Below are 24,959 nucleotides of genomic sequence, written 5' to 3' on the forward strand. Positions count from 1 at the left end.
CCAGGATTGTTTGTTTTGCCAGGTTAATTAATCCTATGTAAGTTGGGTCAAATTTGACCCAACTGAAACTAAATTAATTATCGTCAATTTTACATCTTAAAAAGCAGTCAATTTATTGACTAAACTCTATTTTAAAGCCTTGCCAACAATTAAGATAATCCATTTGTCTACTGGGATGCCGATAGGCTTGCTCAGTAACTTGCCAGTAGTCTTTAGTTTCAAACATAAAGGCCAGGGAGTTGGTGTAACTTGGTGTTAGCTCCTGCGATGCAGCAATTTCATAAGATTCGTAATCAGGGCCGTGCGGTGTCATGCAGTTATGGATGCTGATACCGCCCGGTATGAATCCTTCCTTCTTGGCATCGTATTCACCGTAGACAAGCCCCATTAATTCATTCATGTAGTTTCTGTGAAAATAAGGTGGTCTAAAAGTATGTTCGGCAACCATCCAGCGAGGTGGAAAAATAACAAAGTCCAAGTTAGACACTCCGGGTATTTCACTTTCTGAAGTTAATACTGTGAATATGGAAGGATCGGGGTGATCAAAACTTACCGTGTTAATTGTATTGAACAAACCAAGCTCATAACTATAAGGTGCATAATTGCCATGCCAGGCCACGACATTTAAAGGAGAGTGATTGCAAACCGCAAACCATAATTTTTTCTGGTTTTTACAAATTATCGTATGCTCGCCTTTTGATTCTTCAAATGCGGCCACTGGGTATTGAAAATGTCGGGGGTTTGCCAAACCATTGGCTCCAATGGGGCCTAATTGCGGTAAGGTTAGGGGATTTCCACTATTTTCACAAAGATAACCTTTTGCTTCCTTACTGATCACTTCCACTTTAAATTTAACGCCGCGCGGTATCACTGCGATCGAGCCGGAAGAGAGCATTAATTTGCCAAATTCAGTATGCAACTGGATCTCACCTGCATAGGGAACAAATAACAACTCGCCATCATTATCGGCAAAATATTTATCGCTCATGGAATGGTTGCAATAATATGTATAGGCATTAACTAACGGGCTACCGGCAATATGAAACAGGCCTTCAACAAAATCACATTTGATTTGAGAACTATTATAAAGAGGTGACCAACGCATGGCATTGGGTGACAACTCATCAACAAAAGGTTGCGTTATATTAATCTCATAAGGGTAATAGGTTCCCTGAGTAACAGTAGGAAGTATTCTATATAGCCAGCTTCGAAGATTATTATGTCGGGGACGGGTGAATGAGGTTCCACTTAATTGTTCTGCGTAAAGTCCCAAGTTGCAGCGTTGGGGTGAGTTTTGATTTGGAGGTAAGGCTCCTTTAACAGCTTCGCTGTGGTGATAGTTACCAAATCCTTGCAAATACACTGTTCAATCTCCTTCAAGATTTTTTTGATGGTGCTAGGATAGTCCAAAAAAGTTCAGATTGTCGAGAGCATCGATTACTTTAGTCATTCTTTTTGGTGATAGAGCGTTGTATAATCTTTCAATAAAAATTCATTTAGAGGTGATGTAATGGCAGGTCATAGTAAATGGGCTAATATCAAGTTCCGTAAAGGTGTTCAGGATGCCAAAAGAGGAAAAATATTTACTAAATTAATTCGTGAAATTACTGTAGCCGCGCGTATGGGTGGGGGAGACGAGTCAAGTAATCCACGTTTGAGAGATGCTGTTAAAAAAGCTCTGAACGCCAACATGAAGCGTGATACCATCGATAATGCTGTGAAGCGAGGGGTGGGGGGAGTTGATGGTGAGGCTATGATAGCCATGCGCTATGAGGGTTACGGACCAGGAGGCGTTGCTATACTGGTAGATTGTTTGTCTGACAATAAAAATCGAACAGTTTCGGAGGTTCGACATGCTTTTTCAAAACATGGAGGTAATTTAGGCACCGATGGTTCAGTATCCTACCTTTTCACTAATCAAGGTGAAATTCTGATGGCTTCTAATCAGCCGGAAGATAAGGTGATGGAGATTGCAATTGATGCTGGTGCTTCTGATGTTGCGGTAGAGGATGGTCAGATAGAGATCATCACTCCTGTGGAAGCTTACCATACTGTCTTAAATGCTTTGCAGGATGCTGGTTTAGAGGTTGAACAGTCTCATTTAACTATGCGTGCGCAAACTTTGGTTCCAATCAGTGATGAAACGGCTGAAAGTTTAATTAAACTGATTGATATGCTTGAAGATCTGGATGATGTCCAGGAAGTGTATAGCAATGCTGAATTCTCTGAAAAAATATTAGAATCAATGAATTAATGACGATTATATTAGGGATAGATCCAGGCTCACGGGTCACAGGATATGGATTGATTAAAGAATCTGGTCGTAAAATCGAGTACATCGATAGTGGCTGTATTCGCACATCAAATGATGCGGAATTAAGTCATAAGTTATTGCAAATATATGATGGAATATGCGAGCTAATGGATCACTATTCGCCAACTGAGGTTGCTATTGAGCAGATATTCATGCATAACAACCCTAATTCGGCTTTGAAATTAGGACATGCGCGTGGTGTTGCCATGGTAGCAGCAGTCTCGCACCGTGTGAAAATCTGTGAGTATTCAGCGAGAGAAATAAAGCAAGGTGTGGTTGGTTATGGTGCAGCTGAAAAAGATCAAGTGAGTCATATGGTTGTAGAGCTGCTTCAGCTCAATCGAGCCCCGCAAAAAGACGCCGCTGATGCTTTGGCAATAGCAATATGTCATAGCCATATGAGAAATGGCTTGTCAAAATTAATAGGTTCAAGAGGAATGAAACGAAGGAGAATGAGACTATGATAGGTTGGCTCCATGGTCAAATTGTAGATAGGCATCAGCCAGGAAAATTGGTTCTTGATGTCAATGGAGTGGGATATGATGTAGAAACCTCTTTGAATACTTTTTTCCAGATAGAAAATGATAATCAGCCTGTTGGATTACATATTCACACGATAGTTCGAGAAGATGCCTTATTATTGTATGGCTTCTTAGATAAAGAGGAGCGCTCGTTATTCAGAGCATTAATTAAAGTGAATGGGATCGGCCCCAAACTGGCTATGGCTATTTTATCAAGTATTTCTCCTAAGGAATTTATTCAGTGCATTCACCAGGAAAACGCTGCTTTGTTAACCAAGTTACCTGGTATAGGTAAGAAAACTGCAGAACGATTGGTAATTGAGATGAGAGACAGTATCAAGCAATTTGATGGAACGATTTCTGATACTCTCCAAAAACAGGCAGGTAGTGCTCATAGTCAAGAAGAGGCGATCAGCGCGTTGGAAGCATTAGGTTATAAGCCACAAGAGGCGTGGAAAGCTGTAAATAAAATTGATAATGGCAATAAGAGTTGTGAGCAGTTGATCCGTGAGGCTTTGCAAATTCTTTCTTCGCGATGAGATTGTAACTGTAGAGCTGATAAAAGGATATCAAACTCTCAATAATAAACAGGAGCATTTATGAAAAGAATGACCAGTTTTGCTGTAAGTGTGATGCTAAGCTTTGTTATCAATGCTGCTGATTCTCAAGTTAATACACATAAATATCAAACGGATAAAGATAAAGTGACTCTGGGTACGCCAATTCAGGGAAAAACCGAACAGTCTAAGCCTATTACTGCTGATGCAGCCTCTTCAAGTACCACACAAAAGGTTACTTCTCAACAGATGAAAGAGAATAAGAACAGTGTAAAGGAAGCGAGATATCATGCTCAAAAGAAAGAGGACGAAGCACAAACTAAGCCGACAGCTAAAAGCATGAAGTAGATGCTCCAAGCTAAAGGTGGTATTATTATATTATATATAGTTAGATTAAGTCGAAACTAATTCAGATGAACACTCTAGAAGTTTTCTTTAAATAGGAAATCTTCTGCCATCTCTGCTTTGCTCTTCCTCAATTTTATCAATTTTTTCAGTTTTCTCGCTAATTTGTGGCTTTATTTGAGGAGTATTTTTTTCTATTTCTGCTGACAAGCTCTGTGCTCTTTGTCTCTGAGGAGTAGGTTGTGGTGCTTTTTCACTAAGTGTATCCATGATATGGGTGTAGGAACATGGATAACACTTGGTTTCAAAAGCAATGCTCTTAAGTTTTTCTTTTGCATGTCTATCATTTAAGTAATAGGTTAAAAACACTTTAAAACTCTTATCGTCTTTAAACTGCATCCAACCTGCATTAGCATCAAAATAGTCGATAAGGAAACCTTGAGGTGTCGGTTTAGTTCGTTTGTGGATAGCAACAACATGTCCGGAATTGCTATTAGTATAACTAACAAAGGTAGCAGATTTACCATACTTGTTTAATTCAGACATTATTCGATCAGTGAATTCTTCAAAATGTTTTTCTGGTTCAGATCCCACTGTATCCTCATAATCCAGAAAGATATGTTCTTTTTGAGACTGTTGAGTTTCATAGATTTTAGGGTTAAGACGGACAAAATCATTAAAACTTGGTATTGCCTGTAGTATTTTATCCGTTGCTTTGTTTGGTTGAATAGATACTTCTTGATTACCTCGAAAGCCCATAAATCTGTCTTTCTTTATCACATCTTCTGCCCAATGCCTGGCTAAGCCGTGACACATCCCACTTTTTAAACCCATGCCTGGAAGCATTGCCTGACTACAATGGAGAACAATCCTACCACCTAGTTCACGACATTTATCTTGATGCCGATAGGCCTGCAAATTTGTACCATGCTGAACTATGATTTTCTGTAACTCCTTCGTTTTCGCAGCAGTTGTAGTGCATCCAATCGATAAATATTTTAACGCGCGAGCTAAGGGCTCCTGCCCATCAATAATGGCTATCATTCGTTGCTTTTCAATTTCTCCTTCCAATTGAAGCAAGGATACGTCTTGTGACAAGTTTGGAGTAACCACTGGATTTGGAGTATGTTCGACTTTTAATTTCATCAACAAAATCAATTGACTAAATTTTTGATAATATTTATCTTTACAATATGAGTATTCCAATTCTTGTTCAATTAGATACAAGATTGATGGATTATCTTGTTCTAAAAGACCGTGAATTTTTTTAAGAAAGTGGTCTTTGCTATCAGCCTCGTCTAAAAATTGTAAAAAAACCTTCTTCTGATTTTGATAATTCTTTTCAAAATTCCCGTTTATACAACTCTCTATAAGTTTTAAATCACTCTCAATTTTTTGAATCATTTCATGTCGACGTTTATCTTTGTCTTGTGCCATCTCTAAATTTATTTTTTTCAATGAAGCAGATAATTGTTCGAGTTGCTCTTTCATGGTTTTTACTGCTAACTCAAATGAGCGTGGTTGATGAGCTTTATATTGAGCATTTAAGAGTTTGTCAGAGTATTTATCAACAATCTCTTTCTGCTCAGGATTTAGTTTTACAAAGGCAGCTTCTACGACAGCCGCTATTGCATTTGGGATTTGAGGCATTTTGATGAAAATAAAATCTAATTATATATATTATATACTATATGTATTAATTTATATAGATTAAGGCTTACAGTGTCGTAACTCCATGAATCTGTCACATTCAGTTACCTTATAAGTTCGCGAAGAACAAAAAAGGAGACTGGTTGTATGGGAGTACTGATGATGAATAGGCAAGAGCGCCAAAGAAAGGCTGGAATACCAACGTCAAATTCAACATGATTGGACCTTTTATTTTCAAGGAACGTTGTATCAGGTAAAAAACATCAAGGCGACTGGATAAAGCCTAAGGTATCCGTATTGGTCAGGAAGCATTTAGATGGCTCTGTTATGATAACTCACCTTACTGCGTAAGGTGAGCTCATAACTAGTATTACCGAAAATGAAAAGTAAGAAGGGACAATTTTTATGGGGAAGTTATCAATTTGAGTTATGGTAAAAAGTTGTGTACGGTATTAATTGAAAAAAAAAGGGTGTGTAGTTATATTATTAACTGATGAGGGTTATGTTTGATTATTGAGTTTATTTTGGTTTTGTTTTGATGGGCAAATAAACTCTTACAATTAGGCCTGTGCCAATTTTAGGTGAATCAAGCACGACTCTTCCACCATGAAGTTCGCAAATTTGCTGCACAATAGCCAAACCCAGTCCGCTACCAGGGCTTTTATTTCCTAATACTCTAAAGAATCTTTCAAAAACTCGTTTTTGTAATTCAGGCGGGATCCCTGGACCATTGTCACATACTTCGAGTATGATTTCATTGTTATGTTTTAATAATCGAACAATGACTCTTCCGTTTTCCATGGAATATCGAATGGAGTTGTCAACCAAATTGCGTATTAATATTCCCAAAGCGGTTGGATTTCCATAAATTTTAGGTATTTTTTCATCGGTTTCAAATTCCAGTTCAATTTGTTTTTCGACTGCAGACGGAGCTAACATGGCTAAGATTTCACGAGTTAATTTGCTTAGATTGACTTCATCTTGCTCATGTAATTCTGTAGCTTCTGGTACCAGTTTACTCATGGTTAGTAACTGCTGCACTATATGTGTGCTTCGATTAACACTGGCAATTAATTTTTGTAAAGCCTGATTTTTTTCTTCTATATCATTGGAATTCAAAGCCACTTGAGCTTGGGCTTTAAGTGCTGCAAGGGGTGTCCTCAACTCATGCGCCGCATCGGCAGCAAATCGTTTTTCACGCTCAAAACCTTCCTTGAGCCGAAAAAACAATTTATTCAACTCATCAATTACAGGTTTAATTTCCTCAGGAACTTCTTGTAAATCAACGGGTTCCAGATGACTGGGGGCACGGTTAGCAACCTCTTCTGCTACCCTGTCCAGACTGTCTAATCCTCTTCCAATAATGATCCATATCAACAGCCCTGATAATGGAAAAGTGAGCAACATAATATAGAGATCATCTTGGGCAATTCTGTGACCCAGCTCATTTCTGGTATCATAACGTTCCGCCAGTACAGTACGAATCCCTGCTTTGTCATTATAAGTTGTGAATACCCTCCAATCCTGGTTAGAGATTCTTTTATCGCTGAAGCCATCTGTCTCTGCTGTTAATGGTATTTTAGGGGCGGTAGGTGAATGTAATAGTAATTTACCTCCATTCGTCCATACTTGAAAATTAAATTTATCCAAATAATTCTCTTGAGGCTCGTCATTTAAATATCTTTTTTGGTAATAAGTATTAATTTTTTGAGGAATGGATTCCAGGGCATTTTGAATTTTTGCAAGTGGTCTTTGATGAAGATCATCCCCTAATAAGGCTTGGTAAGACAGTGCAGAGATAGCCATCAAGGTATCAAGGTGGTCTTGAATATCTTTTTGGTCAAGATAATAGTTACCAATAGCAGTCAATGTTGTTGTAATAGTAATTGCAAGGAGCAGATTAATTAATAAAAATTTTCGAATAGACGATTTCACGATAGAAGTACACTGTCATTTTTTTCAGCCATATATCCCACACCACGAATAGTGCGGATAAAGTTTGCATTAAGTTTTTTACGTAAATTATGGATATGAACTTCAAGAGCATTGCTGTCCACGTCTTCTTCCCAGCCATAAATACTCTGCATTAATTGTTCTCGAGATAAAACTTGACCACTGTTTTCAAGTAATTTCTGCAATAGAGCAAATTCTCTTCTTGGAACGTTGACGAGAACATCATCCACGAATACAGAATGAGCGGCTGGATCAAGGGTAATATTTTTGTATTGCAATACTGAATCAGCTCTGCCCTGAGAGCGCCTTACCAAGGCTCTAATCCTTGCACTTAATTCGTTTAAATCAAAAGGTTTAATAAGATAATCGTCAGCGCCACTATCTAAACCTTTTACTCGATCTTCTATTGATTCCCGAGCTGTAAGAATAATGACAGGCGTGGAATTTCCATCATGTCTGATGTTTTGTAATAATGATAAACCGGATAATTTAGGTAATCCCAAGTCAAGAATAATTAATTCAAAAGACTCTGATTTGAGAGCCGCTCGCGCAGCTTCGCCATCTTTTAGCCAGTCAACAACATACCCAAATTGTGTCAGTCCGGCTTTTACTGCATCACCAAGCAGTTCATCGTCTTCAACAAGTAATAATCTCATCGGTGCTCCTACTTTTTCTCTTACCACAGTCTATATTTTTCTGCAGATAAAAAGATATTACTATTGCTTTTCAAAACCTTTTTCATCGGTGTGTTTTGTTAAATAAAAAGCTTGAATCAAAACAAAAAGTAAAGTAAACCCAACACCACCAAATAATTTAAAATTAACCCATACATCGGTATCATAATGATAGGCGACATATAGATTTAATGCTCCCATCACTATAAAAAATAATGTCCAAGCCAAATTAAGTCGATACCAGATTTTTGTTGTTAAATTGATGTTTGTTTCCATCATTTTTTGGATTAGTGGCTTAGAACCTATATAACTGGAACTAAAAAAGACAAGTGCGGATAACCAGTAGATACCTGTAGGCTTCCATTTGATAAACCAAGGGTTTTGAAAGAATAGCGTCGCTCCTCCCAAGATCATAATGATAGCCAGACTAAACAAATGCATTTTTTCATAATGCTGAAATTTTAACCTATAGAGCGCAACTTGACTTAATGAGGCTATCATAGCAACAGCAGTAGCTGTATAAATGCCAAAAAATTTATAGACTATAAAAAATAAAACGATAGGAAAAAAATCAAATAGTAATTTCATATATTGTTTAATTTATCAATTAATTATTATCATTATAACACAAGTTTTTTAACTCACCTGCAAGCTTCATACCGTATTAACAAAATAATTTGCACAATTTACATACTTATCACAGATTTCTTATTAAATAATCTTTAAGCGTTTAGCGACATACCGGTAGCTCGGATATTTCCTCAAGAACACGTTTCTGTTTTAATCAGATACATTAGTATATCCAGTTTACATTATGATAATGCACAGAATCTAGCCAATTAATATCTTTTGTCCCAAGCGAAGGAACGTTGATTTTTTAAGCCCTGGATTTAAGCTGATAATAGTATTAACTTTTGTTTGGTATTTTTTGGCAATAACGCTCAAGCTATCTCCTGATTTTACTATATATTCAATAGGTTGTTTGACTCTTTTCCATATTACCAACCGCTGGCCTTTACGTAATGGCGCATTGATTGCCAATTTATTCCAGTTTTGTATATCTTTAGCTGCAACCCCATAAGTTTTTTGAATTTTCTGATAGTTATCATTATTTTGTACGATGTGAATAATACGGATATTTTTCATTGGTACTGGTTGTTTGACAGCAGGTTTTTTTTCTTGTGGAGGTATTTTAGCTACGGCCGGGGAATTTTTGCTGCTAGGAATAAGTAAAGATTGATTAAGTTTCACTTTATTGCTTGTTAGTTGATTGAGTTGTTTTATCAGGTTGGCTGTTGTGTGATATCTCTTAGCAATAGCATCCAAACTATCACCTCTTTTTACTTGATGTTTAGTCCAGCTTACGCGCTTATCTTCAGGTATATTCGATAGATTCAAGTTAAATCTTTCGACTTTTTCAGCAGGTATTAATAACTTGAATGGCTTATAAGGTGCAGTTGTCCATCGGTTATAACCGGGATTTAATTTAATCAATTCCTTATAACTGATGCCAGCAAGTTTAGCGGCATGATTTAAGTCAATTTGACTGCCAATATTAACTTCTTCGAAATAGGGAAGATAGGGAATATTTGGAAGTGTTATTTTATACCGTTTTGGATTGTTAATAATTTCTGCCAAGGCTAATAAACGCGGTACATAGACTTTGGTTTCTCTGGGAACCGGCAGATTCCAGAATTGAACATAACGCCCGTTACGTGCAGTTGATTTGATTGCTCGTGAAATTGTTCCTTCCCCTGAGTCATAAGCAGCGATGGCTAAAATCCAGTTACCGCTAAAATATTTATTTAGATAGACGAGGTAATTCAAAGCTGCATCGGTTGAAGGGCCAATGCTACGTCTTCCGTCAAACCACCAGTCTTGCTTTAATCCCAGATCGCTTCCGGTACGAGGCATGAGTTGCCATATACCAGCAGCTCCTGCTCCTGAATAGGCGAAGGGATCGTACGCGCTTTCTATCATGGGGAGTAGTGCCAACTCTCCAGGTAGTTTTCTTTTCTTTATTTCTCCTAACACGTGGTAAATGTAAGGTTCGGATTGGCTACTTACTTTGTTAATATAGCTGGGGTGAGAAATTAGCCATCGGATTTGCTCTTGTACCTCTGGGCGGGTTACTTCATGGCTTAAGGTAAATTCACTACGTAATACATCCCATACATCTGGGGTTGTGCCAGAAATTGCACTGCTGGAAATACCAATAAAAATAAGGATGCAGAATAAAAATTTCTTTATAATCAATAAATTACAATTCAATGGTCTTACCTGTTATTATAATTGGCTAATCAGTTTACTAAAAATTAAAGAAGGATTAAACCCTTTTTGATTCAATTTAATACATGCGGTAACTAATTTAATCTTTTTGTTTTGTTATTTAAATAGATTTTTTTGATTTCTCAGTACCTTAAAAACATCCAGAGAGTCTGAAGAACGCGCACCATGTGAGAGGGCATACTGTTTCACTTGCTCTTCATCAGTGCGTAAAAAAGGATTAATTGATAATTCCAAATCTATAGTAGACGGGAGGGTACAAGGTGATGATTGTTTCATAATTTGTTGCATGTAATCGATGACTGATGAATTGCATGGTTCAACACTATGAGCAAATCTTAAATTTTGTAAGGTGTATTCGTGTGCACAAAAAACTTTAGTATTTCGCGGGAGTTTTTTAAATAGGAGCAGGGATTCATGCAATTCCTCTATGGTTCCATCAAACACTCTACCGCAACCAGCAGAAAATAAAGTATCTCCACAAAATAACCATCCTTGCTCTGGTTCATAATAGCTTATATGGGTAGAAGTATGCCCCGGATTAAATAAAACATGAAAGTTAAGACATCCTGTTTGAACGGATTGACCTTGTTTAACCGGCTTGGTTATATAATTAATACGTTCATCCATTGGGCCATAGACTTTGCAAGATGGCCATTGTTTAACTAGCGAATCAACGCCGCCTGTATGATCATAGTGGTGGTGAGTTAATAATATCGTTCGTAGAGTCAGTTGATTGGATTGGGCAAAACGTATTATTTGTGCCGCTTCTCCTGGGTCGACACAATCGAATGCACCAGCTATTTTATCAATAAAGACCCAAATATAATTGTCTGAAAAAGCTGAAATTGGCAAGACTGTCATGATTTATAACTCGTGGACTAGTTTTGAACCTGATTCAATAATATAGGAAGATGAGCCAGGGTTAAAATAGGTTTTTAAAGTCTCTAAAACGGCTTTGATTTCTGACGGAAAAGTATAGGGAGGATTAACTATCCAAAGACCACAACCAGTCATCCCTTCCTTTATGAGTGGATTTAAGTGAAACTCAACCCTTACTGAATTAGTGCTAATCTCTTTCATTTTTCTTAGGAATTGTTCAGTCCATGTTGTTTTTACAACGGGATACCAAACGCAATATACACCGGTAGAAAATTTTGAGTAAGCGTTTTTTATGGCGGTTGGAATTTCTTTGTATTCTTCTTTTCTTTCATACGAGGGATCAACAAAAATTACCCCACGCTTTTCTGGTGGTGGTAAAAGGGCTTTCAACATTGAAATTCCATCTGTGTGGCTAACATGAACTTTCTTATTAAGATGAGGGAGCTTTAATAAGGCACTATGTTCTGTTGGGTGTAATTCACATAAGTATAATCGGTCTTGTGAACGCAATTGGCTGATTGCGAAATAGGGCGAACCCGGATAATAACGTAATGTCTGGCTAAGATTTATTTGCTTAATTACACTAATATATTCGAGAAATAGGGAGGGTAGATTCTCTCTATTGAGCCATACTGGATTAATTCCTTCCTTATATTCCTCTGTTTTTAAAGACTGTTTGTCTTTTAAATCATATATCCCTCGCCCGGAGTGGGTTTCAAGATAGAATAAGGGCTTATCCTTGTGAGTCAGATAAACCAAAAGTCGAGTTAGGGTGATGTGCTTGATTACATCAGCAAAATTTCCGGCATGATAGCCATGTTGATAACTGAGCATGAAATAAGGCTTCGAAAGGTATTTTCCAAATTATATCAAAATAATGGTTTATACTGTAGCTGCATATTAGACCTCTTGCTAATCTGTCTCTTTTATTTTGCTGCTACGTTGCAAACGCTTCTGCGGTGCTCATTTATTGCATGTAAACTCCGCTCTTCAAAACGTTTACGCCTTGCCCTGAAACAAAAGAAGCAGGTTATTCAAGAGATCTATTTTACCTTCAGTTACTTTATTCCTTAATTTATGCACTATACTTTTTTTGAGGGGAGTAAATTGGGAGACTGAGATGGGTTTACATGAAGAATTTGAGGATCAATCATTTTCAGATTATAACTATGACGAGGAAATTGATGATCATATTGATGATTTAAATCAAAAAAAGAAAATCAGACGTATGCTTGAAGATAGACTTGAACGAAAGCGTCTAAAAGAGGAATTCAAAGACGACTTTGATGAACTAAGTGGCGAATTTGACTGGGACGAACTGGATAAATAATTTTCATTCCCTTAATTTTGCTGCTGACATCATAGTATTTTCAAGCAAAGTGACTATAGTCATTGGTCCAACCCCTCCGGGAACCGGTGTGATCCAGGCCACCTTTTCGACTGCCTTCTTAAAATCAACATCGCCTCTGATGCTGCCATCGGGCAAACGATGCATTCCTACATCAATCACTACCTGGTGCTCTTTGAGCCAGTCTGTGGCTATAACGTCCATTTTGCCAGTGGCAACTATTAGAAAATCAGCAATCTCAACAAATTTCTGTAATTGTTGGGTAAATTTGTGGCATATTGTTACAGTAGCACCAGCTAATAATAACTCAAGGCTCATTGGCCTTCCAACAATATTCGATGCCCCAATCACAACAGCATGTTTTCTTTTTACATTGAGATCATAGTGATGTAATAAATTCATAATCCCCAAAGGAGTACATGGCCTTAAAAAGGGATTTCGCTGAGCAAGTCGACCCAGGTTATAAGGATGAAATCCATCTACGTCTTTTTCAGGCTTTATGTGTTCTATTATGGTTCTTTCGTTAATATGTTTGGGCAAAGGTAATTGAATTAAAATACCGTCAATTTTATCCGATTGATTTAATTCATGGATCAGCTGAATTAATTCTTCTTGAGTTGTTTCAGCAGGTAAATCGTAAGAATGAGAGGTAATCCCTACATCTTCGCAGGCTTTTCGTTTATTACTGACATAAATCAATGAAGCGGGGTCATTGCCAATTAAAACAACTGCGAGCCCTGGTGCCCTTTGCCCTTGTTCCACATGATATTGTACTCTTTGTTTTAGTTCATTTCTGCGAAGGGCAGATATTTCTCTTCCATCAATTAGTGACGCAGACATTTTCTTCTCACAATTTTTATGGAGTACATTATGAATTACAGGTTGTTCTAATGCAATATGGTTCATGTGCAACAAGGAAAATACACTTATTCTTCCAGTTTTCTTAAGTAATTTTGAGCCAGTTGATAAGCTTGAGATAGATTGTGATGCACTTCAGGATGCATGTTCTGATCTTGAGCTTCCATTTCATTTTTACAATCCAGAAGAAAATCCTGTAACAATTTGCATTTTTCCTTTTTGCTGATATCCATTAGAAATATTTCGATAACTTCATTTTCTCTATTCATCGCTATGCCAAATTTAATTTTACTAATCCTCAATATAATTATAGTTGAAGGTCTATTGGAATTATGCATTTTGCCTGGTTGGGTTTTAAAAGGTCACAATTGATTTGGCTTGTTAAATTAGATGAAATGTGTGATGGAATTTTATACATTATCTTATGATTTTTAGTGAATAATTTCGTGTTTTCTTGAATAGACTAACGGATAATGATACTTTTTACTTAGGCAATTAAATCATCAACATCTTGTATCACAGGTGCATGGAGCTCTGATTGAAAAAAACTGTTCTGCATGCGGCTATATTCTCATTGACTATGCCAATATCTCTTTATGCACTTGGCTTAGGGGAAATGAAGGTACAGTCCTCATTGGATCAGCCTTTTTCAGCCGAAATCGAATTAATAGATGTAGGAGCAGATCCTCTTGCCAGTATCAAGGTGAATTTAGCTGATCCGGAGCAATTTGAACAAATTGGACTTGAGCGAGCTGCGGTCTTGTCTTTGCTACGGTTTCAGGTTGAGAGAAATCCAAAAGGTATTCCTGTTGTAAAAGTATCGTCTACAGAACGAATGACAGAACCTTATATGGAAATTGTAGTCGATCTCACCTGGCCAAAAGGTCAATTATACAAGGTTTATACCGTATTATTAGACCCGCCGGGATATCAATTGGGAATTACCACCGCTCAAAGCAGGCCAGTTTATTACAAGAAGAAATCTGCAAGTTACAGTAATGAGCCTGGCGTTATTGAAAAGACTGTGATTACTACCGTGGAGCATAGCCCTGTATCGAGAAATGATAGCAAAAAGAAAACCACTTATGGACCGACTGTAACTAATGAAAACGTATGGCAAATTGCCCAAAGATATAAAACTTCAAAATTGATTTTGCCTCAGGTTGTATTAGCTATAGTTGGTGCGAATCCTGAAGCATTTAAAGATGGAAACCTGAATGGCTTAAAAGTTGGCGTTCGGCTAGTTATTCCATCAACAGAAGAAATTGCCCAAGTGCCTTCTGATCTGGCTATTGAAGAGGTTATGGCTCATGACAAAGCCTGGAATGAACATACCTCTATTAATCATGTACTAGCTCCTCCATACATTAATAGTCCAATAGCGGATGGAACTCCTCAACAGAATAAAGTTTCCTCAATCCCCGTAATTCCAAAGTTTACTATTGGGGTGAATCCTAACACTCCGACACTTCAGCAATTAATTCCCAGCACCTCGGTTTCAATAGATGCGTCTAGCCAACAGCAACCTGTACAAAACAACAATAAAATACAGATAATGGAGCAAAATGAAAAAATTAAGGCAGAGATTTCAATTACAACAGCAGCAGTTGAATCAGTTCGGGAATCAAATGCGTTATTGATGGAACAATTACGTATTCTACAAGAGCAAAATAAAAAATTGCAGGAAAAGTTGGATAAGCGTGAGAAAGAAATAGAATTAATGCGTACGCAGGTACAAACTATGTTGAAAGAGCGGCAAGCTGTCGCGTCACAGGCCAGTTCACTTCCCTCTAATGCACAAGCAATGAGCCTTTGGCCGTATATCATTTTGTTGATACTTGCTGCAGGGGGAGCTGGATTTGCTTATTGGTACTTCAGACAACGTCAACAAAAAGAGGAGGCTTATTCTTTCAAAACAGATTCTGATTCAAGTTCCAAGCCATTTATACCCTTAGTTGAGCCAGTCAAATATGAACAAGACAGCCAGATAGATGATAAACAAACTTCTACATCCTCAATTCTGGAGCAAGTGTCTGATAATGAAAAACAAGCCGGAATTCCCGTTTCTAATGTTGATCAGAGTGAATTTCAGCCTAGAGAAAGTGATAAAACCCCAAAAACTGATACAGTTGAGCGGGTGACGAATCTTGGAGATATTGAACCGTCAATAGTAAAAGAAGATAAACAATTAGAGCAAGAAGTTCCGGCTAAACCAGAAGTTCCGGCCAAACCAGAAGCTCAGGCCAAACCAGAGGCTCAGGCCAAACCAGAAGCTCAGGCTAAACCAGAAGCTCAGGCTAAACCAGAAGTTCAGGCCAAACCAGAAGTTCAGGTTAAAGAAAATCAAATGATGCTTGAGCCTGTTATGGAGCCTGAACAATTAGAAATTAATAAGGAAGTTGGAGGTGATGATGCCGAGTCAGGTAAGGATGAAACTCAGCAAACTGAAGACTATCAAAATTTTGAGGTGATAGAGTTTGAATCTGGTTTACATGAATTAATTAAAGATAAGCCCAAAACTAAAATAATAGAATCAACAGATAAAGGAGATGATAGTGATAATGGAATAGATTTCATTCCTTTAACTATTAATGAGGAAAGCAACACATTTATGCATGAACAAGAAATTGAGAAATCAGACCAATATGAAGATAAAAAATCAAAAGAATCTGCTACAAAGGAAAATCAGTTTGATTTAGATAATTCAGATTTTGATATAGAAGACATTGAATCAGAACCTAACGTAAGCCAGGAGGAAAAGGAAGGTCGTGATTTAGAAAAAACAGAAAAGGGTATTTCTATATCTCAAGCTGTTGATGAAGCCACACCTACCAAGTCACCCAGTGAAAGCAATGAAACCTCTAATCCATTGAAGAGTAAAAAAGCACTAGATACTTTGTTGGATTTGGCAAAAACCTATATTAGTATGGGTGATATAGAAACAGCAAAAAGTTCTCTTGAAGAAGTGATCGAGCATGGAAGCGCTAACCAAAAAGAACAAGCCAGGCAGTTACTGGATCAATTAAAGTGACAATTAATGTTCATCTTTGTTATTTAAAAAGCAGGCTTATTGGTCATTAAATAAAATACTCCAATAAGACTTAAGAATGCTGGCCAACCCAGAATAAACCAATAGAGGAAATATCGATGATATTCATTTGGTAGGGTTGTATTATTTCTTACCGCCTCTATGGCTAAATTCCTCATTCTGATTTGCAGGTAGACCACAGGGAACCAACAACACGCCGCAATGACATATCCAAGAATTGATCCCAGTATCCAGAAAGAAGTCCAGGAAAATCCAGCAAGGTAAACCATGGCAAATCCTGTGAGTGGTTGCAGTATCCCAGATGTACCAGTGAATATCCAATCAGCAAAAACCACATATTTTGAAATGGCAGCAATAACTAGCGGATTTTTTGTTCTATGGCCATAAACCATCACACTGGCCGTTCCTATACCTGTACCAAAAAGTATCGTTGAACTGAGTATATGGATAAATTTTAAATAAAAATAGAGCATTATTTATCAGACTCCAACCCCAGACCTATTAAAATAGCTATTAATAAAGGAATATTCTTGGCTATGGGAGCAAATGGATCCAACCAAAGGTGAGGCAATTTCATGGTAATAATAACCATATATACCGAAATCGTAATCAGTTGCAATATACTGGTCAATTTAAATCGATAATTAAACAACATGGTTATACCTAAAAGGCCATCCCATAAAGCCAAAGTATAAAATAAGAGTGACTGCCAGAAGGATGAAAAGCCTATTTGAGCAAACAAAGATAATGAATTACTTTTTGGATAAAAAAACAAACAACATAAGGCTGTCCAAATCCAGACAAAGGATATTCCAAGTCTTAGGGGGAATTTAAGAAAATACAATTGCGCATGCCAATGGTCTTGTACTGAACTCGGTTGACTATAGAGGCCTTCTTCATAGTCTTTGGGGGTAAATTTTACATAATCAGCAAATCGCTGTGTTTCTTGCTGATTAGTAATATTGTCACTGGCAAGCATTTTATAAGAAACAGTATTAATACTTGAATAGGGGAGCAAATCACCAAATCGGGTCAATAAGCGAATAAATGACAAGGGAATAGGTATTATTCTGGTTTTGGTCAATCCAAGCCATGAACGCAGTTTTATTATTATTTCTTTTAATGTGATTATTTTTTTGCTTACCGCGTGCAAAATAATAGTTTCGGTTACAGGCGTACTCACTAATCGCACTATTGCTCGGGATAAGTCATTTAGAGAGATAGGTTGAAATTTTTGATTTCCCATCCCGGGTATGGCAGTAAAAAAAGGTGTTCCGGCAATTCCTCTAAACAGAGAGGATCCTCCATAAGAGCCTTTTCCATACACATAAGAAGGTCTTATTATAACTGATGGGATAGAGAGAGTCAGTAGATAATCATCTATTGCTTTTTTACTGGCAGCATAACTCACATCCACTTTATCAATTCCCAAAGCAGATATTTGAATAATCTTTTTTACCCCAGAACTGAGACACGCATCAAAAAGCGCTTTTGGAGTTTCATAATGAATTTTCCATACGATTTTATCATTAGGGTGGTATAAAATCCCTACACAATTTATGACCACATCAATTTCCTGCAATCTTTCTGCCCAGATTTCAGGTTTGGTATCATTTATAAAATCACAAAAGATAACTTTTGCTCCAGGAAAAATTCTTTGCGTATATTTGATATTCCGTACACAACAAATGACTTCATGTCCATCAATCATTAGATCGGTAACAAACTGTGAAGCGATAAAACCAGATGCGCCTGTTACCAAAATTTTCATAAGGATCTCTATTTTTGATTACATATTAATAGAGATACTATAACGAATTTAACTCCTACTATTCAAATTTCCTCATCAGGGTTAATTTGCATCTACATCAGTTTGCCATATTTAGGTTGAATGAAATAATATCAGTTAATAAAAAGGATAAAACCCATCCGGGCAAGGAGTTAATACTCTAAAAATTATAGACAAAATAAAGAGGGTGTTATAAATTGACCCTTTTATCAGGAAAATTGAATGCGTATTGCCTTAGTGGTTGAATACGATGGTAGCCAATATCACGGCTGGCAGGCTCAAACGGGTTTGCATACTATACAACAAGCTGTTGAATTTGCATTATCAAAAGTTGCAGATAGTTCTATTTCTGTTATCTGCGCAGGTAGAACGGATACTGGGGTCCATGCGACTAATCAGGTGATTCATTTTGATTGTGAGAAAGAGCGAAGCATACGAGCTTGGATACATGGTGCTAATACTTTTTTACCTAAAGACATCTGTGTCAAATGGGGTAAGGAAATGCCAGAAAATTTTCATGCCCGTTATTCTGCTATTAGTCGACGGTATCGCTATGTTATTTATAATGGAGCTATACGTCCAGGGTTATTACGCAGCAATGTGACATGGCAATATCGACAATTGGATCATCGTTTGATGCACCAGGGGGGACAATATCTTCTGGGGGAAAATGATTTTACTTCATTCCGTTCCATCGAATGTCAATCTAATACACCAATGCGTAATATTCATCAATTGCAAGTTACAAGACACGGTGATTTGGTTGTTCTTGACATTACAGCAAATGCCTTTTTACATCATATGGTAAGAAATATAGTCGGTGTATTGATTGCTGTTGGCTCGGGAAAACACCCTGTGAGTTGGGTTAAAGATGTCTTGAATGCAAAGGACAGAAAATTAGGCGCAGAAACCGCACCATCATATGGTCTATATTTGGTTCAGGTTAGTTACCCTAAGGAATTTGGATTGTTGCAAAATAGTCCTGGTCCTTTGTTTCTTTGGGAGAAATAATTGAACTCATCTCGTATAAGAATCAAAATGTGTGGAATGACGCGTTCAGAAGATATTGAATATGCCATTGATTTGGGAGTTGACGCCATTGGCTTAATATTCTATCCCAAAAGTCCGCGTAATATCTCACTGGAAAAAGCCAGGATAATAGTCAATAATATACCTCCATTTGTTGATATTGTTGCAGTTTTGGTAAATCCAGAACAATCTTTTATCCAACAGATAATTAATGAAATTCCTGTACAATTATTGCAATTTCATGGTGAGGAATCTTCAGAGTTTTGCAGACAATTTAACAAACCGTATATCAAAACTATTCATCCTAAGACAACAATGCAGATCCACAATGCTGTTGATGAGTTTTTTGATGCAAGCGCTGTATTATTGGATACGCCATCAGACAAAGAGCGAGGAGGAACAGGAGTAACTTTTGACTGGAATATAATTCCTGAAAATTTATCCAAGCCTTATATTTTGGCAGGTGGTTTGAATGAATCTAACATTTTAGAGGCAATAACCACATGTCATCCTTATGCAGTAGATGTATGCAGTAGTATAGAAGCTTTACCTGGAGTAAAAGATCATTTGAAAATGAGCCGATTTATAAAGGCAATATGGGGATAGTATGAGTAAAAAAGAGCTTCCAGATGAGTTTGGCCATTTTGGCCCCTATGGTGGTATGTTTGTAGCCGATACATTAGTTCATGCTTTAAAGCAATTAGAGCATGCCTATAACAAATATCGTAACGATCCGGATTTTCTGGCTGAATTACATACGGAATTAAAAGATTATGTGGGGCGGCCTAATCCTCTGTACCATGCAGTACACTTAAGTAAAAAGATAGGTGGCGCACAAATTTATCTCAAACGTGAAGATTTAAATCATACGGGTGCTCATAAAATAAACAATACTATTGGACAAGCTTTACTTGCCAAGCGTATGGGTAAAACTCGAGTGATCGCAGAAACGGGCGCTGGTCAACATGGTGTTGCCACTGCTACAGTTGCTGCTAAATTTGGGTTTCAATGCGTTGTGTACATGGGATCTGAGGATATCAAGCGGCAATCCAGTAATGTGTATAGAATGAAATTGTTAGGCGCTGAAGTGGTGCCTGTCACCTCAGGATCAAAGACTTTGAAAGATGCTTTAAATGAAGCATTGAGAGATTGGGTGAGCCATGTCGATGACACTTTTTATATTATAGGTACCGTTGCAGGTCCCCATCCTTACCCTCAAATGGTTAGAGATTTTCAAGCGATTATTGGCGTTGAAGCTCGAGCTCAGCATATCGAAAAAACAGGCCGTTTGCCAGATGCCCTGGTAGCTTGTGTTGGAGGTGGATCCAATGCAATAGGGTTATTTTATCCCTTTTTGAATGATCAATCTGTCATGATTTATGGTATTGAAGCTGGGGGTAAGGGCATAGAAACCGGGGAGCATTCTGCTTCTCTGATCGCTGGAAAACCTGGTGTGTTGCATGGTAATAGAACCTATTTACTGTGCGATGAGTATGGACAGGTCAAAGACACGCATTCAGTATCGGCCGGTCTGGATTATCCGGGGGTTGGGCCAGAACATGCTTATTTAAAAGATACCGGACGCGTCATTTATAAAGCAATAAACGATTTGGAGGCGCTGGATGCGTTTCGTCTGTTAACTCATACGGAAGGAATTATTCCAGCATTAGAATCTAGCCACGCAGTAGCCTATGCCATACAATTGGCTAAAACCATGCCAAGGGAAAAGAGTATCATAGTCAATCTATCTGGGCGTGGTGACAAGGATATGCATACAGTAGCTGCTATTGACGGTATAACAATTTAATTTTGATAAATTATTCAGGTACAACATGAACCGAATTGATAAAACTCTGGAAAATTTAAAAGCCAATAGAAAAAAAATGCTAAGCCCTTATATTACTGCAGGCGATCCACATCCTGAGTTAACAGTAAGTTTGATGCATCAATTGGTTAAAGCAGGAGCAGATATATTGGAGCTGGGAATACCATTTTCTGACCCTATGGCAGAAGGCCCTGTAATACAAAGAGCAATGGAGAGAGCTTTAGCACATTCCATTCACTGTGATGATGTATTAAATATGGTTAGGCAATTTCGTAAAAATGATACCGAGACGCCTGTGATTGTTATGGGATATTTGAATCCTATAGAACAGTATGGCTATGATCTTTTTGCTCAACAGGCAGTAGAAGCTGGCGTCGATGGTACAATATTAGTCGATTTGCCTCCTGAGGAAGCGGATGGGGTATCACGAGTTTGGCAAAAACACGGCTTGTACAGTATTTATTTATGTTCGCCAACTACTTCAGATGAAAGAATGAATTTTATAAATCAGCATGCCAATGGTTATCTGTATTATGTTTCATTGAAGGGGGTGACTGGTTCTGATGCACTTAAGTTGCCTGAATTAAAAGCCCAATATCTACAACGAAAGGCACAATCAAAATTACCGCTCATGGTTGGATTTGGAATAAAAACACCGGAAATGGCAGCACAAGTTGCTGAATTTGCCGATGGGGTCATTGTTGGGGCAGCACTAATAAATGAAATCATTGATGCTTATGAGACGAAGAAAGATCCGCTGCAAGCAAGCGGGGCTCTATTGAGTTCTATGAGGCAAGCAATCGATAATATTGGAAGTATGGTATGACAGAACAAACTGAAAAAAGAGCTCATTTTATCAGACAACTCATTATAGATGATTTGGCAAGTGGAAAACATCAAGACATCGTTACCCGTTTCCCTCCTGAGCCCAATGGCTATCTCCATGTTGGACATGCCAAGTCTATTTGTCTTAATTTTGGTTTGGCAGAAGAGTTTAAGGGAAAATGTTTTTTACGTTTTGATGACACTAATCCAATTAAAGAAGAGGAAGAATATGTAAACGCAATCATTGATGATGTTCGTTGGCTGGGATTTGAGTGGTGTGATATGACGCATTCATCCGACTACTACCATGAGTTGTATGAGTTAGCTATTTATCTTATTAAGAAAGATATGGCTTATGTCGATAGCTTGAGTATGGAAGAAATTCGTGCTTTTCGCGGTACTTTACAAGAACCAGGGCGTGAAAGTCCATATAGAAACAGAACAATCGAAGAGAATCTGGATTTATTTGCACGGATGAAAGCAGGTGAGTTTCCTGATGGAACTCATGTTTTAAGAGCAAAAATAGATATGAAATCAGGTAATCTGAATATGCGTGATCCAGTTTTATATCGTATTCGACATGCCCGGCATCAACGTACTGGAGATGAATGGTGCATTTATCCTATGTATGATTATGCTCATCCTATTTCTGATGCCTTGGAAAAAATTACGCATTCATTATGTACTTTGGAGTTTCAGGATCATAGACCTTTATATGATTGGCTGGTTGATAATTTACCTTTGCCTGCAAAACCGGTTCAAACTGAATTTGCCAGATTAAATTTATCCCATACTGTTACGAGCAAGCGAAAGTTACGTGAATTGGTTGAAAAAAAGATAGTTTCAGGATGGGATGACCCGCGATTGCCCACTTTACGAGGTATGCGCAAAAGAGGGTACCCGCCTGCTGCAATTCGACAATTTTGTGAAATGATTGGCATATCAAGAAGTGATTCAGTCATTGACATGACATTACTTGAGGAATGTGTGCGCGCTGAATTTAATAAAACTGCGAAACGGGCACTCTGTGTTATGGATCCCTTAAAAATAGTTATTGTAAATTATCCTGAAAATAAAGTAGAACAGCTTCAAGCGGCTTTCTATCCTCAAAATCCTGAGTCAGCAAGCAGGAATTTGCCTTTTTCCCGTGAAATTTATATTGAAAAGTCTGATTTTATGGAAAATCCGCCTAATAAATATTTCCGATTATCTCCCGGAGCAGAAGTACGTTTACGTCATGCCTATGTTATAAAGTGCCAGGAAGTTATCCGTAATGACCAAGGCGAAATAACAGAATTGCATTGCACTTATGATGAAAATACTCTCGGCAAAAATCCGGAGGATCGCAAGGTGAAGGGTGTCATTCATTGGGTGTCTTCATCACATGCCTATCCTGTCACTATTTATCAATACGACAGGTTATTTACAGATCCCAATCCTGCACGGGAAGAGGATTATTTTCAGTTTCTGAATCATAACTCTTTACAAACCCTCCAGGGATTTTGTGAGCCGGCAATGGCCGAGCAGGCAGAGGGAGATGTGTTTCAATTTGAGCGTTTAGGATATTATTGCGTCAATTCAGTGGCTGAGGGCTGTGTTCAAGCCTTTCATCGGGTAGTAGATTTGAAGGACACTTGGGGTAAAGTGAGCTGAGGGGCAGATATGTTGCATTTATATAATTCTTTGACCAGAAAAAAAGAACCATTTGTTTCCTTAAGGCCCGGAAAGATAGGTATGTATGTTTGCGGAATTACTGTTTATGACCACTGCCACTTAGGGCATGCCCGTTCAATGGTTGCCTTTGATGTAATGGTTCGTTATCTGCGCTCACAAGGATTCGATGTAACTTATGTACGCAATATAACTGATATAGATGATAAAATCATTGCAAGAGCCTCGGAGAGAGATGTATCTATTGATGAATTGACCGCACAATATATTGATGCAATGAATAATGATACTCATGCATTAAATATTTTGCCACCTGACCATGAGCCAAGGGCAACCGGGCACATTGAAACAATCATTCGCTTGATTCAACGTTTGCTTGAAAAAGGTAACGCGTATGTCAGTGAGAATGGCGATGTGTGCTATGAAGTAAATACCTTCCCTGAATATGGGAAATTATCGCATAAGGATATTGAAGGCTTGGTTTCGGGTTCTCGCGTAGAGATTGTAAAAGAGAAACGTTCACCGCTTGATTTTGTGCTATGGAAAAAAGCAAAACCGGGTGAACCCAGTTGGCCTTCACCGTGGGGGGAAGGGCGGCCTGGATGGCACATTGAGTGTTCAGCTATGGCTATGCATGAATTAGGTGAACAATTTGATATTCATGGAGGTGGATTGGATTTGCAATTCCCACATCATGAAAATGAAATTGCTCAAAGTGAAGCGGCTACGGGTAAACCTTTTGCTAATTATTGGCTGCATGTCGGAATGTTGCAGGTTAATGGCGAAAAAATGGCAAAATCAATAGGGAACTTTTACACTATTGCTGATGTTTTAAAAGAGCATCATCCGGAAGTCATCCGCTATTTTCTATTAAGTAGTCATTATCGCAGTCCTTTGAATTATTCAGAAGAAAATTTGTTAAATGCCAAAAAAGCCCTTATCAGGCTTTATCAAGCGGTTAAAGATGTTCCGCCACAAACTACAGATAGCAAACTGGATGAGTATTGGCAAGAGCAATTTAATCAGGCAATGAATGATGATTTCAATACTCCTGTTGCATTATCGGTTCTTTTCCAATTGGCTCATGAGGTAAACAAAAGTAATTCACCTGCATTGGCCCATACCCTGAAAAACCTTGCTGGTATTCTTGGATTTTTACAAAAAGATCCCGAATCATTCCTGCAATCCGGCTTGGCAGAGGAAGAAAAATTGGTTATAGAACAACTCATTGCAGAGCGTCTTAAGGCACGAGCAGAACGCAATTGGACAAAGGCAGATCAGATTAGAGCTGATTTATTGAGCAAAGGCATAGAGCTGGAAGATGGTGCAACAGGAACAACATGGCGGAGGATTGCTGAATAATTGTTCCTTCTATGCGCTTCT

The 24,959-nt window shown here is 37.9% G+C and carries 24 protein-coding genes; 12 read left to right on the forward strand and 12 right to left on the reverse strand.

The window, feature by feature from the left end; translation table 11 throughout:
• Nucleotides 1-112: 112 nt before the first annotated feature.
• Complete coding sequence (gene hmgA, locus EL201_RS06590; protein WP_027221483.1) at nucleotides 113-1,363, reverse strand: homogentisate 1,2-dioxygenase; 1,251 nt, start codon at nucleotides 1,361-1,363, stop codon at nucleotides 113-115.
• A gap of 147 nt (nucleotides 1,364-1,510) precedes the next feature.
• Between hmgA and EL201_RS06595 the strand changes: the two genes are divergently transcribed.
• The 4 genes from EL201_RS06595 to EL201_RS06610 are packed head-to-tail and all read left to right on the forward strand — an operon-like array spanning nucleotide 1,511 to nucleotide 3,740.
• Nucleotides 1,511-2,254 (forward strand): YebC/PmpR family DNA-binding transcriptional regulator, encoded by a 744-nt coding sequence (locus EL201_RS06595; protein ID WP_027221484.1) that lies wholly within the window; start codon nucleotides 1,511-1,513, stop codon nucleotides 2,252-2,254.
• On the forward strand, nucleotides 2,254-2,778 hold the full coding sequence (gene ruvC, locus EL201_RS06600) for a crossover junction endodeoxyribonuclease RuvC (protein WP_027221485.1): 525 nt from the start codon (nucleotides 2,254-2,256) through the stop codon (nucleotides 2,776-2,778). The genes EL201_RS06595 and ruvC overlap by 1 nt, the downstream gene beginning before the upstream one ends.
• Nucleotides 2,775-3,374, forward strand: a complete 600-nt coding sequence (gene ruvA, locus EL201_RS06605) for a Holliday junction branch migration protein RuvA (protein WP_027221486.1) — start codon at nucleotides 2,775-2,777, stop codon at nucleotides 3,372-3,374. The genes ruvC and ruvA overlap by 4 nt, the downstream gene beginning before the upstream one ends.
• A gap of 60 nt (nucleotides 3,375-3,434) precedes the next feature.
• Nucleotides 3,435-3,740: a hypothetical protein gene (locus tag EL201_RS06610; RefSeq protein ID WP_231955182.1), complete on the forward strand. Its 306-nt coding sequence runs from the start codon at nucleotides 3,435-3,437 to the stop codon at nucleotides 3,738-3,740.
• An 87-nt stretch (nucleotides 3,741-3,827) separates the two neighbouring features.
• Here EL201_RS06610 and lem8 read toward each other — a convergent pair whose 3' ends face one another.
• The 7 genes from lem8 to EL201_RS06645 form a co-directional block, all read right to left on the reverse strand.
• Nucleotides 3,828-5,387: a Dot/Icm T4SS effector Lem8 gene (lem8, locus tag EL201_RS06615; RefSeq protein WP_027221487.1), complete on the reverse strand. Its 1,560-nt coding sequence runs from the start codon at nucleotides 5,385-5,387 to the stop codon at nucleotides 3,828-3,830.
• A gap of 519 nt (nucleotides 5,388-5,906) precedes the next feature.
• Complete coding sequence (locus tag EL201_RS06620; protein ID WP_027221488.1) at nucleotides 5,907-7,322, reverse strand: ATP-binding protein; 1,416 nt, start codon at nucleotides 7,320-7,322, stop codon at nucleotides 5,907-5,909.
• Nucleotides 7,319-7,996 (reverse strand): response regulator, encoded by a 678-nt coding sequence (locus EL201_RS06625; RefSeq protein WP_011213604.1) that lies wholly within the window; start codon nucleotides 7,994-7,996, stop codon nucleotides 7,319-7,321. Before EL201_RS06625 ends, EL201_RS06620 begins: the two co-directional genes overlap by 4 nt.
• Before the next feature lie 60 nt (nucleotides 7,997-8,056).
• Nucleotides 8,057-8,602, reverse strand: coding sequence for a septation protein A (locus tag EL201_RS06630; RefSeq protein ID WP_027221489.1), 546 nt, complete (start codon nucleotides 8,600-8,602; stop codon nucleotides 8,057-8,059).
• Between the two features lie 243 nt (nucleotides 8,603-8,845).
• The gene (locus EL201_RS06635) at nucleotides 8,846-10,285 is read right to left on the reverse strand and encodes a lytic transglycosylase (protein WP_027221490.1); all 1,440 of its coding nucleotides are present in this window, start codon (nucleotides 10,283-10,285) and stop codon (nucleotides 8,846-8,848) included.
• 114 nt (nucleotides 10,286-10,399) lie between these two features.
• The gene (gene gloB / locus EL201_RS06640; RefSeq protein WP_027221491.1) at nucleotides 10,400-11,164 is read right to left on the reverse strand and encodes a hydroxyacylglutathione hydrolase; all 765 of its coding nucleotides are present in this window, start codon (nucleotides 11,162-11,164) and stop codon (nucleotides 10,400-10,402) included.
• 3 nt (nucleotides 11,165-11,167) lie between these two features.
• Nucleotides 11,168-12,016 carry a 23S rRNA (adenine(2030)-N(6))-methyltransferase RlmJ gene (locus EL201_RS06645; protein ID WP_027221492.1) on the reverse strand — a complete coding sequence of 283 codons (849 nt, stop codon included), beginning with the start codon at nucleotides 12,014-12,016 and terminating at the stop codon, nucleotides 11,168-11,170.
• 286 nt (nucleotides 12,017-12,302) lie between these two features.
• Between EL201_RS06645 and EL201_RS06650 the strand changes: the two genes are divergently transcribed.
• The gene (locus tag EL201_RS06650) at nucleotides 12,303-12,512 is read left to right on the forward strand and encodes a hypothetical protein (protein WP_011213609.1); all 210 of its coding nucleotides are present in this window, start codon (nucleotides 12,303-12,305) and stop codon (nucleotides 12,510-12,512) included.
• A gap of 3 nt (nucleotides 12,513-12,515) precedes the next feature.
• On the opposite strand, the gene folD is transcribed toward EL201_RS06650, so the two are convergent.
• Nucleotides 12,516-13,370 (reverse strand): bifunctional methylenetetrahydrofolate dehydrogenase/methenyltetrahydrofolate cyclohydrolase FolD, encoded by an 855-nt coding sequence (gene folD, locus EL201_RS06655; RefSeq protein WP_027221493.1) that lies wholly within the window; start codon nucleotides 13,368-13,370, stop codon nucleotides 12,516-12,518.
• A gap of 86 nt (nucleotides 13,371-13,456) precedes the next feature.
• The gene (locus EL201_RS06660; RefSeq protein WP_027221494.1) at nucleotides 13,457-13,657 is read right to left on the reverse strand and encodes a hypothetical protein; all 201 of its coding nucleotides are present in this window, start codon (nucleotides 13,655-13,657) and stop codon (nucleotides 13,457-13,459) included.
• 269 nt (nucleotides 13,658-13,926) lie between these two features.
• On the opposite strand from EL201_RS06660, the gene EL201_RS06665 reads away from it, so the two are divergent.
• A complete protein-coding gene (locus EL201_RS06665; RefSeq protein ID WP_027221495.1) occupies nucleotides 13,927-16,419 on the forward strand; it encodes a motility hub landmark protein FimV in 2,493 nt (830 codons plus the stop codon).
• A gap of 23 nt (nucleotides 16,420-16,442) precedes the next feature.
• Here EL201_RS06665 and EL201_RS06670 read toward each other — a convergent pair whose 3' ends face one another.
• Entirely contained in the window at nucleotides 16,443-16,910 is a 468-nt protein-coding gene (locus EL201_RS06670) for a DUF2269 family protein (protein ID WP_027221496.1), read from the reverse strand.
• Nucleotides 16,910-18,208, reverse strand: a complete 1,299-nt coding sequence (locus tag EL201_RS06675; RefSeq protein ID WP_027221497.1) for an NAD(P)H-binding protein — start codon at nucleotides 18,206-18,208, stop codon at nucleotides 16,910-16,912. Before EL201_RS06675 ends, EL201_RS06670 begins: the two co-directional genes overlap by 1 nt.
• Nucleotides 18,209-18,448: 240 nt before the next feature.
• Between EL201_RS06675 and truA the strand changes: the two genes are divergently transcribed.
• From truA to cysS, 6 genes are read left to right on the forward strand one after another with little or no spacing between them, the layout of a single operon-like run.
• Complete coding sequence (gene truA / locus EL201_RS06680) at nucleotides 18,449-19,237, forward strand: tRNA pseudouridine(38-40) synthase TruA (protein WP_027221498.1); 789 nt, start codon at nucleotides 18,449-18,451, stop codon at nucleotides 19,235-19,237.
• Nucleotides 19,238-19,861: a phosphoribosylanthranilate isomerase gene (locus EL201_RS06685; protein WP_027221499.1), complete on the forward strand. Its 624-nt coding sequence runs from the start codon at nucleotides 19,238-19,240 to the stop codon at nucleotides 19,859-19,861.
• Between the two features lies 1 nt (nucleotide 19,862).
• Complete coding sequence (trpB, locus tag EL201_RS06690; protein WP_027221500.1) at nucleotides 19,863-21,062, forward strand: tryptophan synthase subunit beta; 1,200 nt, start codon at nucleotides 19,863-19,865, stop codon at nucleotides 21,060-21,062.
• Between the two features lie 25 nt (nucleotides 21,063-21,087).
• Complete coding sequence (gene trpA, locus EL201_RS06695) at nucleotides 21,088-21,906, forward strand: tryptophan synthase subunit alpha (protein WP_027221501.1); 819 nt, start codon at nucleotides 21,088-21,090, stop codon at nucleotides 21,904-21,906.
• Nucleotides 21,903-23,558: a glutamine--tRNA ligase/YqeY domain fusion protein gene (locus tag EL201_RS06700; RefSeq protein WP_027221502.1), complete on the forward strand. Its 1,656-nt coding sequence runs from the start codon at nucleotides 21,903-21,905 to the stop codon at nucleotides 23,556-23,558. Before trpA ends, EL201_RS06700 begins: the two co-directional genes overlap by 4 nt.
• 9 nt (nucleotides 23,559-23,567) lie before the next feature.
• Nucleotides 23,568-24,938, forward strand: coding sequence for a cysteine--tRNA ligase (cysS, locus tag EL201_RS06705; protein WP_027221503.1), 1,371 nt, complete (start codon nucleotides 23,568-23,570; stop codon nucleotides 24,936-24,938).
• The last annotated feature ends 21 nt before the right edge of the window (nucleotides 24,939-24,959 follow it).

It is taken from the genome of Legionella pneumophila subsp. pascullei (assembly GCF_900637585.1).
In the GTDB taxonomy this organism is placed as follows: Bacteria; Pseudomonadota; Gammaproteobacteria; order Legionellales; family Legionellaceae; genus Legionella; species Legionella pascullei.

Excerpts from the sequence above, each read along its gene's own strand:
- truA (WP_027221498.1), top strand. The coding sequence starts at position 18,449 with ATGCGTATTGCCTTAGTGGTTGAATACGATGGTAGCCAATATCACGGC.
- EL201_RS06630 (WP_027221489.1), bottom strand. The coding sequence starts at position 8,602 with ATGAAATTACTATTTGATTTTTTTCCTATCGTTTTATTTTTTATAGTC.
- gloB (WP_027221491.1), bottom strand. The coding sequence starts at position 11,164 with ATGACAGTCTTGCCAATTTCAGCTTTTTCAGACAATTATATTTGGGTC.
- EL201_RS06670 (WP_027221496.1), bottom strand. The coding sequence starts at position 16,910 with ATGCTCTATTTTTATTTAAAATTTATCCATATACTCAGTTCAACGATA.
- cysS (WP_027221503.1), top strand. The coding sequence starts at position 23,568 with ATGTTGCATTTATATAATTCTTTGACCAGAAAAAAAGAACCATTTGTT.
- trpA (WP_027221501.1), top strand. The coding sequence starts at position 21,088 with ATGAACCGAATTGATAAAACTCTGGAAAATTTAAAAGCCAATAGAAAA.
- trpB (WP_027221500.1), top strand. The coding sequence starts at position 19,863 with ATGAGTAAAAAAGAGCTTCCAGATGAGTTTGGCCATTTTGGCCCCTAT.
- EL201_RS06595 (WP_027221484.1), top strand. The coding sequence starts at position 1,511 with ATGGCAGGTCATAGTAAATGGGCTAATATCAAGTTCCGTAAAGGTGTT.
- EL201_RS06625 (WP_011213604.1), bottom strand. The coding sequence starts at position 7,996 with ATGAGATTATTACTTGTTGAAGACGATGAACTGCTTGGTGATGCAGTA.
- ruvC (WP_027221485.1), top strand. The coding sequence starts at position 2,254 with ATGACGATTATATTAGGGATAGATCCAGGCTCACGGGTCACAGGATAT.
- EL201_RS06610 (WP_231955182.1), top strand. The coding sequence starts at position 3,435 with ATGAAAAGAATGACCAGTTTTGCTGTAAGTGTGATGCTAAGCTTTGTT.
- EL201_RS06675 (WP_027221497.1), bottom strand. The coding sequence starts at position 18,208 with ATGAAAATTTTGGTAACAGGCGCATCTGGTTTTATCGCTTCACAGTTT.
- EL201_RS06700 (WP_027221502.1), top strand. The coding sequence starts at position 21,903 with ATGACAGAACAAACTGAAAAAAGAGCTCATTTTATCAGACAACTCATT.
- lem8 (WP_027221487.1), bottom strand. The coding sequence starts at position 5,387 with ATGCCTCAAATCCCAAATGCAATAGCGGCTGTCGTAGAAGCTGCCTTT.
- EL201_RS06660 (WP_027221494.1), bottom strand. The coding sequence starts at position 13,657 with ATGAATAGAGAAAATGAAGTTATCGAAATATTTCTAATGGATATCAGC.
- folD (WP_027221493.1), bottom strand. The coding sequence starts at position 13,370 with ATGTCTGCGTCACTAATTGATGGAAGAGAAATATCTGCCCTTCGCAGA.
- EL201_RS06650 (WP_011213609.1), top strand. The coding sequence starts at position 12,303 with ATGGGTTTACATGAAGAATTTGAGGATCAATCATTTTCAGATTATAAC.
- ruvA (WP_027221486.1), top strand. The coding sequence starts at position 2,775 with ATGATAGGTTGGCTCCATGGTCAAATTGTAGATAGGCATCAGCCAGGA.
- EL201_RS06645 (WP_027221492.1), bottom strand. The coding sequence starts at position 12,016 with ATGCTCAGTTATCAACATGGCTATCATGCCGGAAATTTTGCTGATGTA.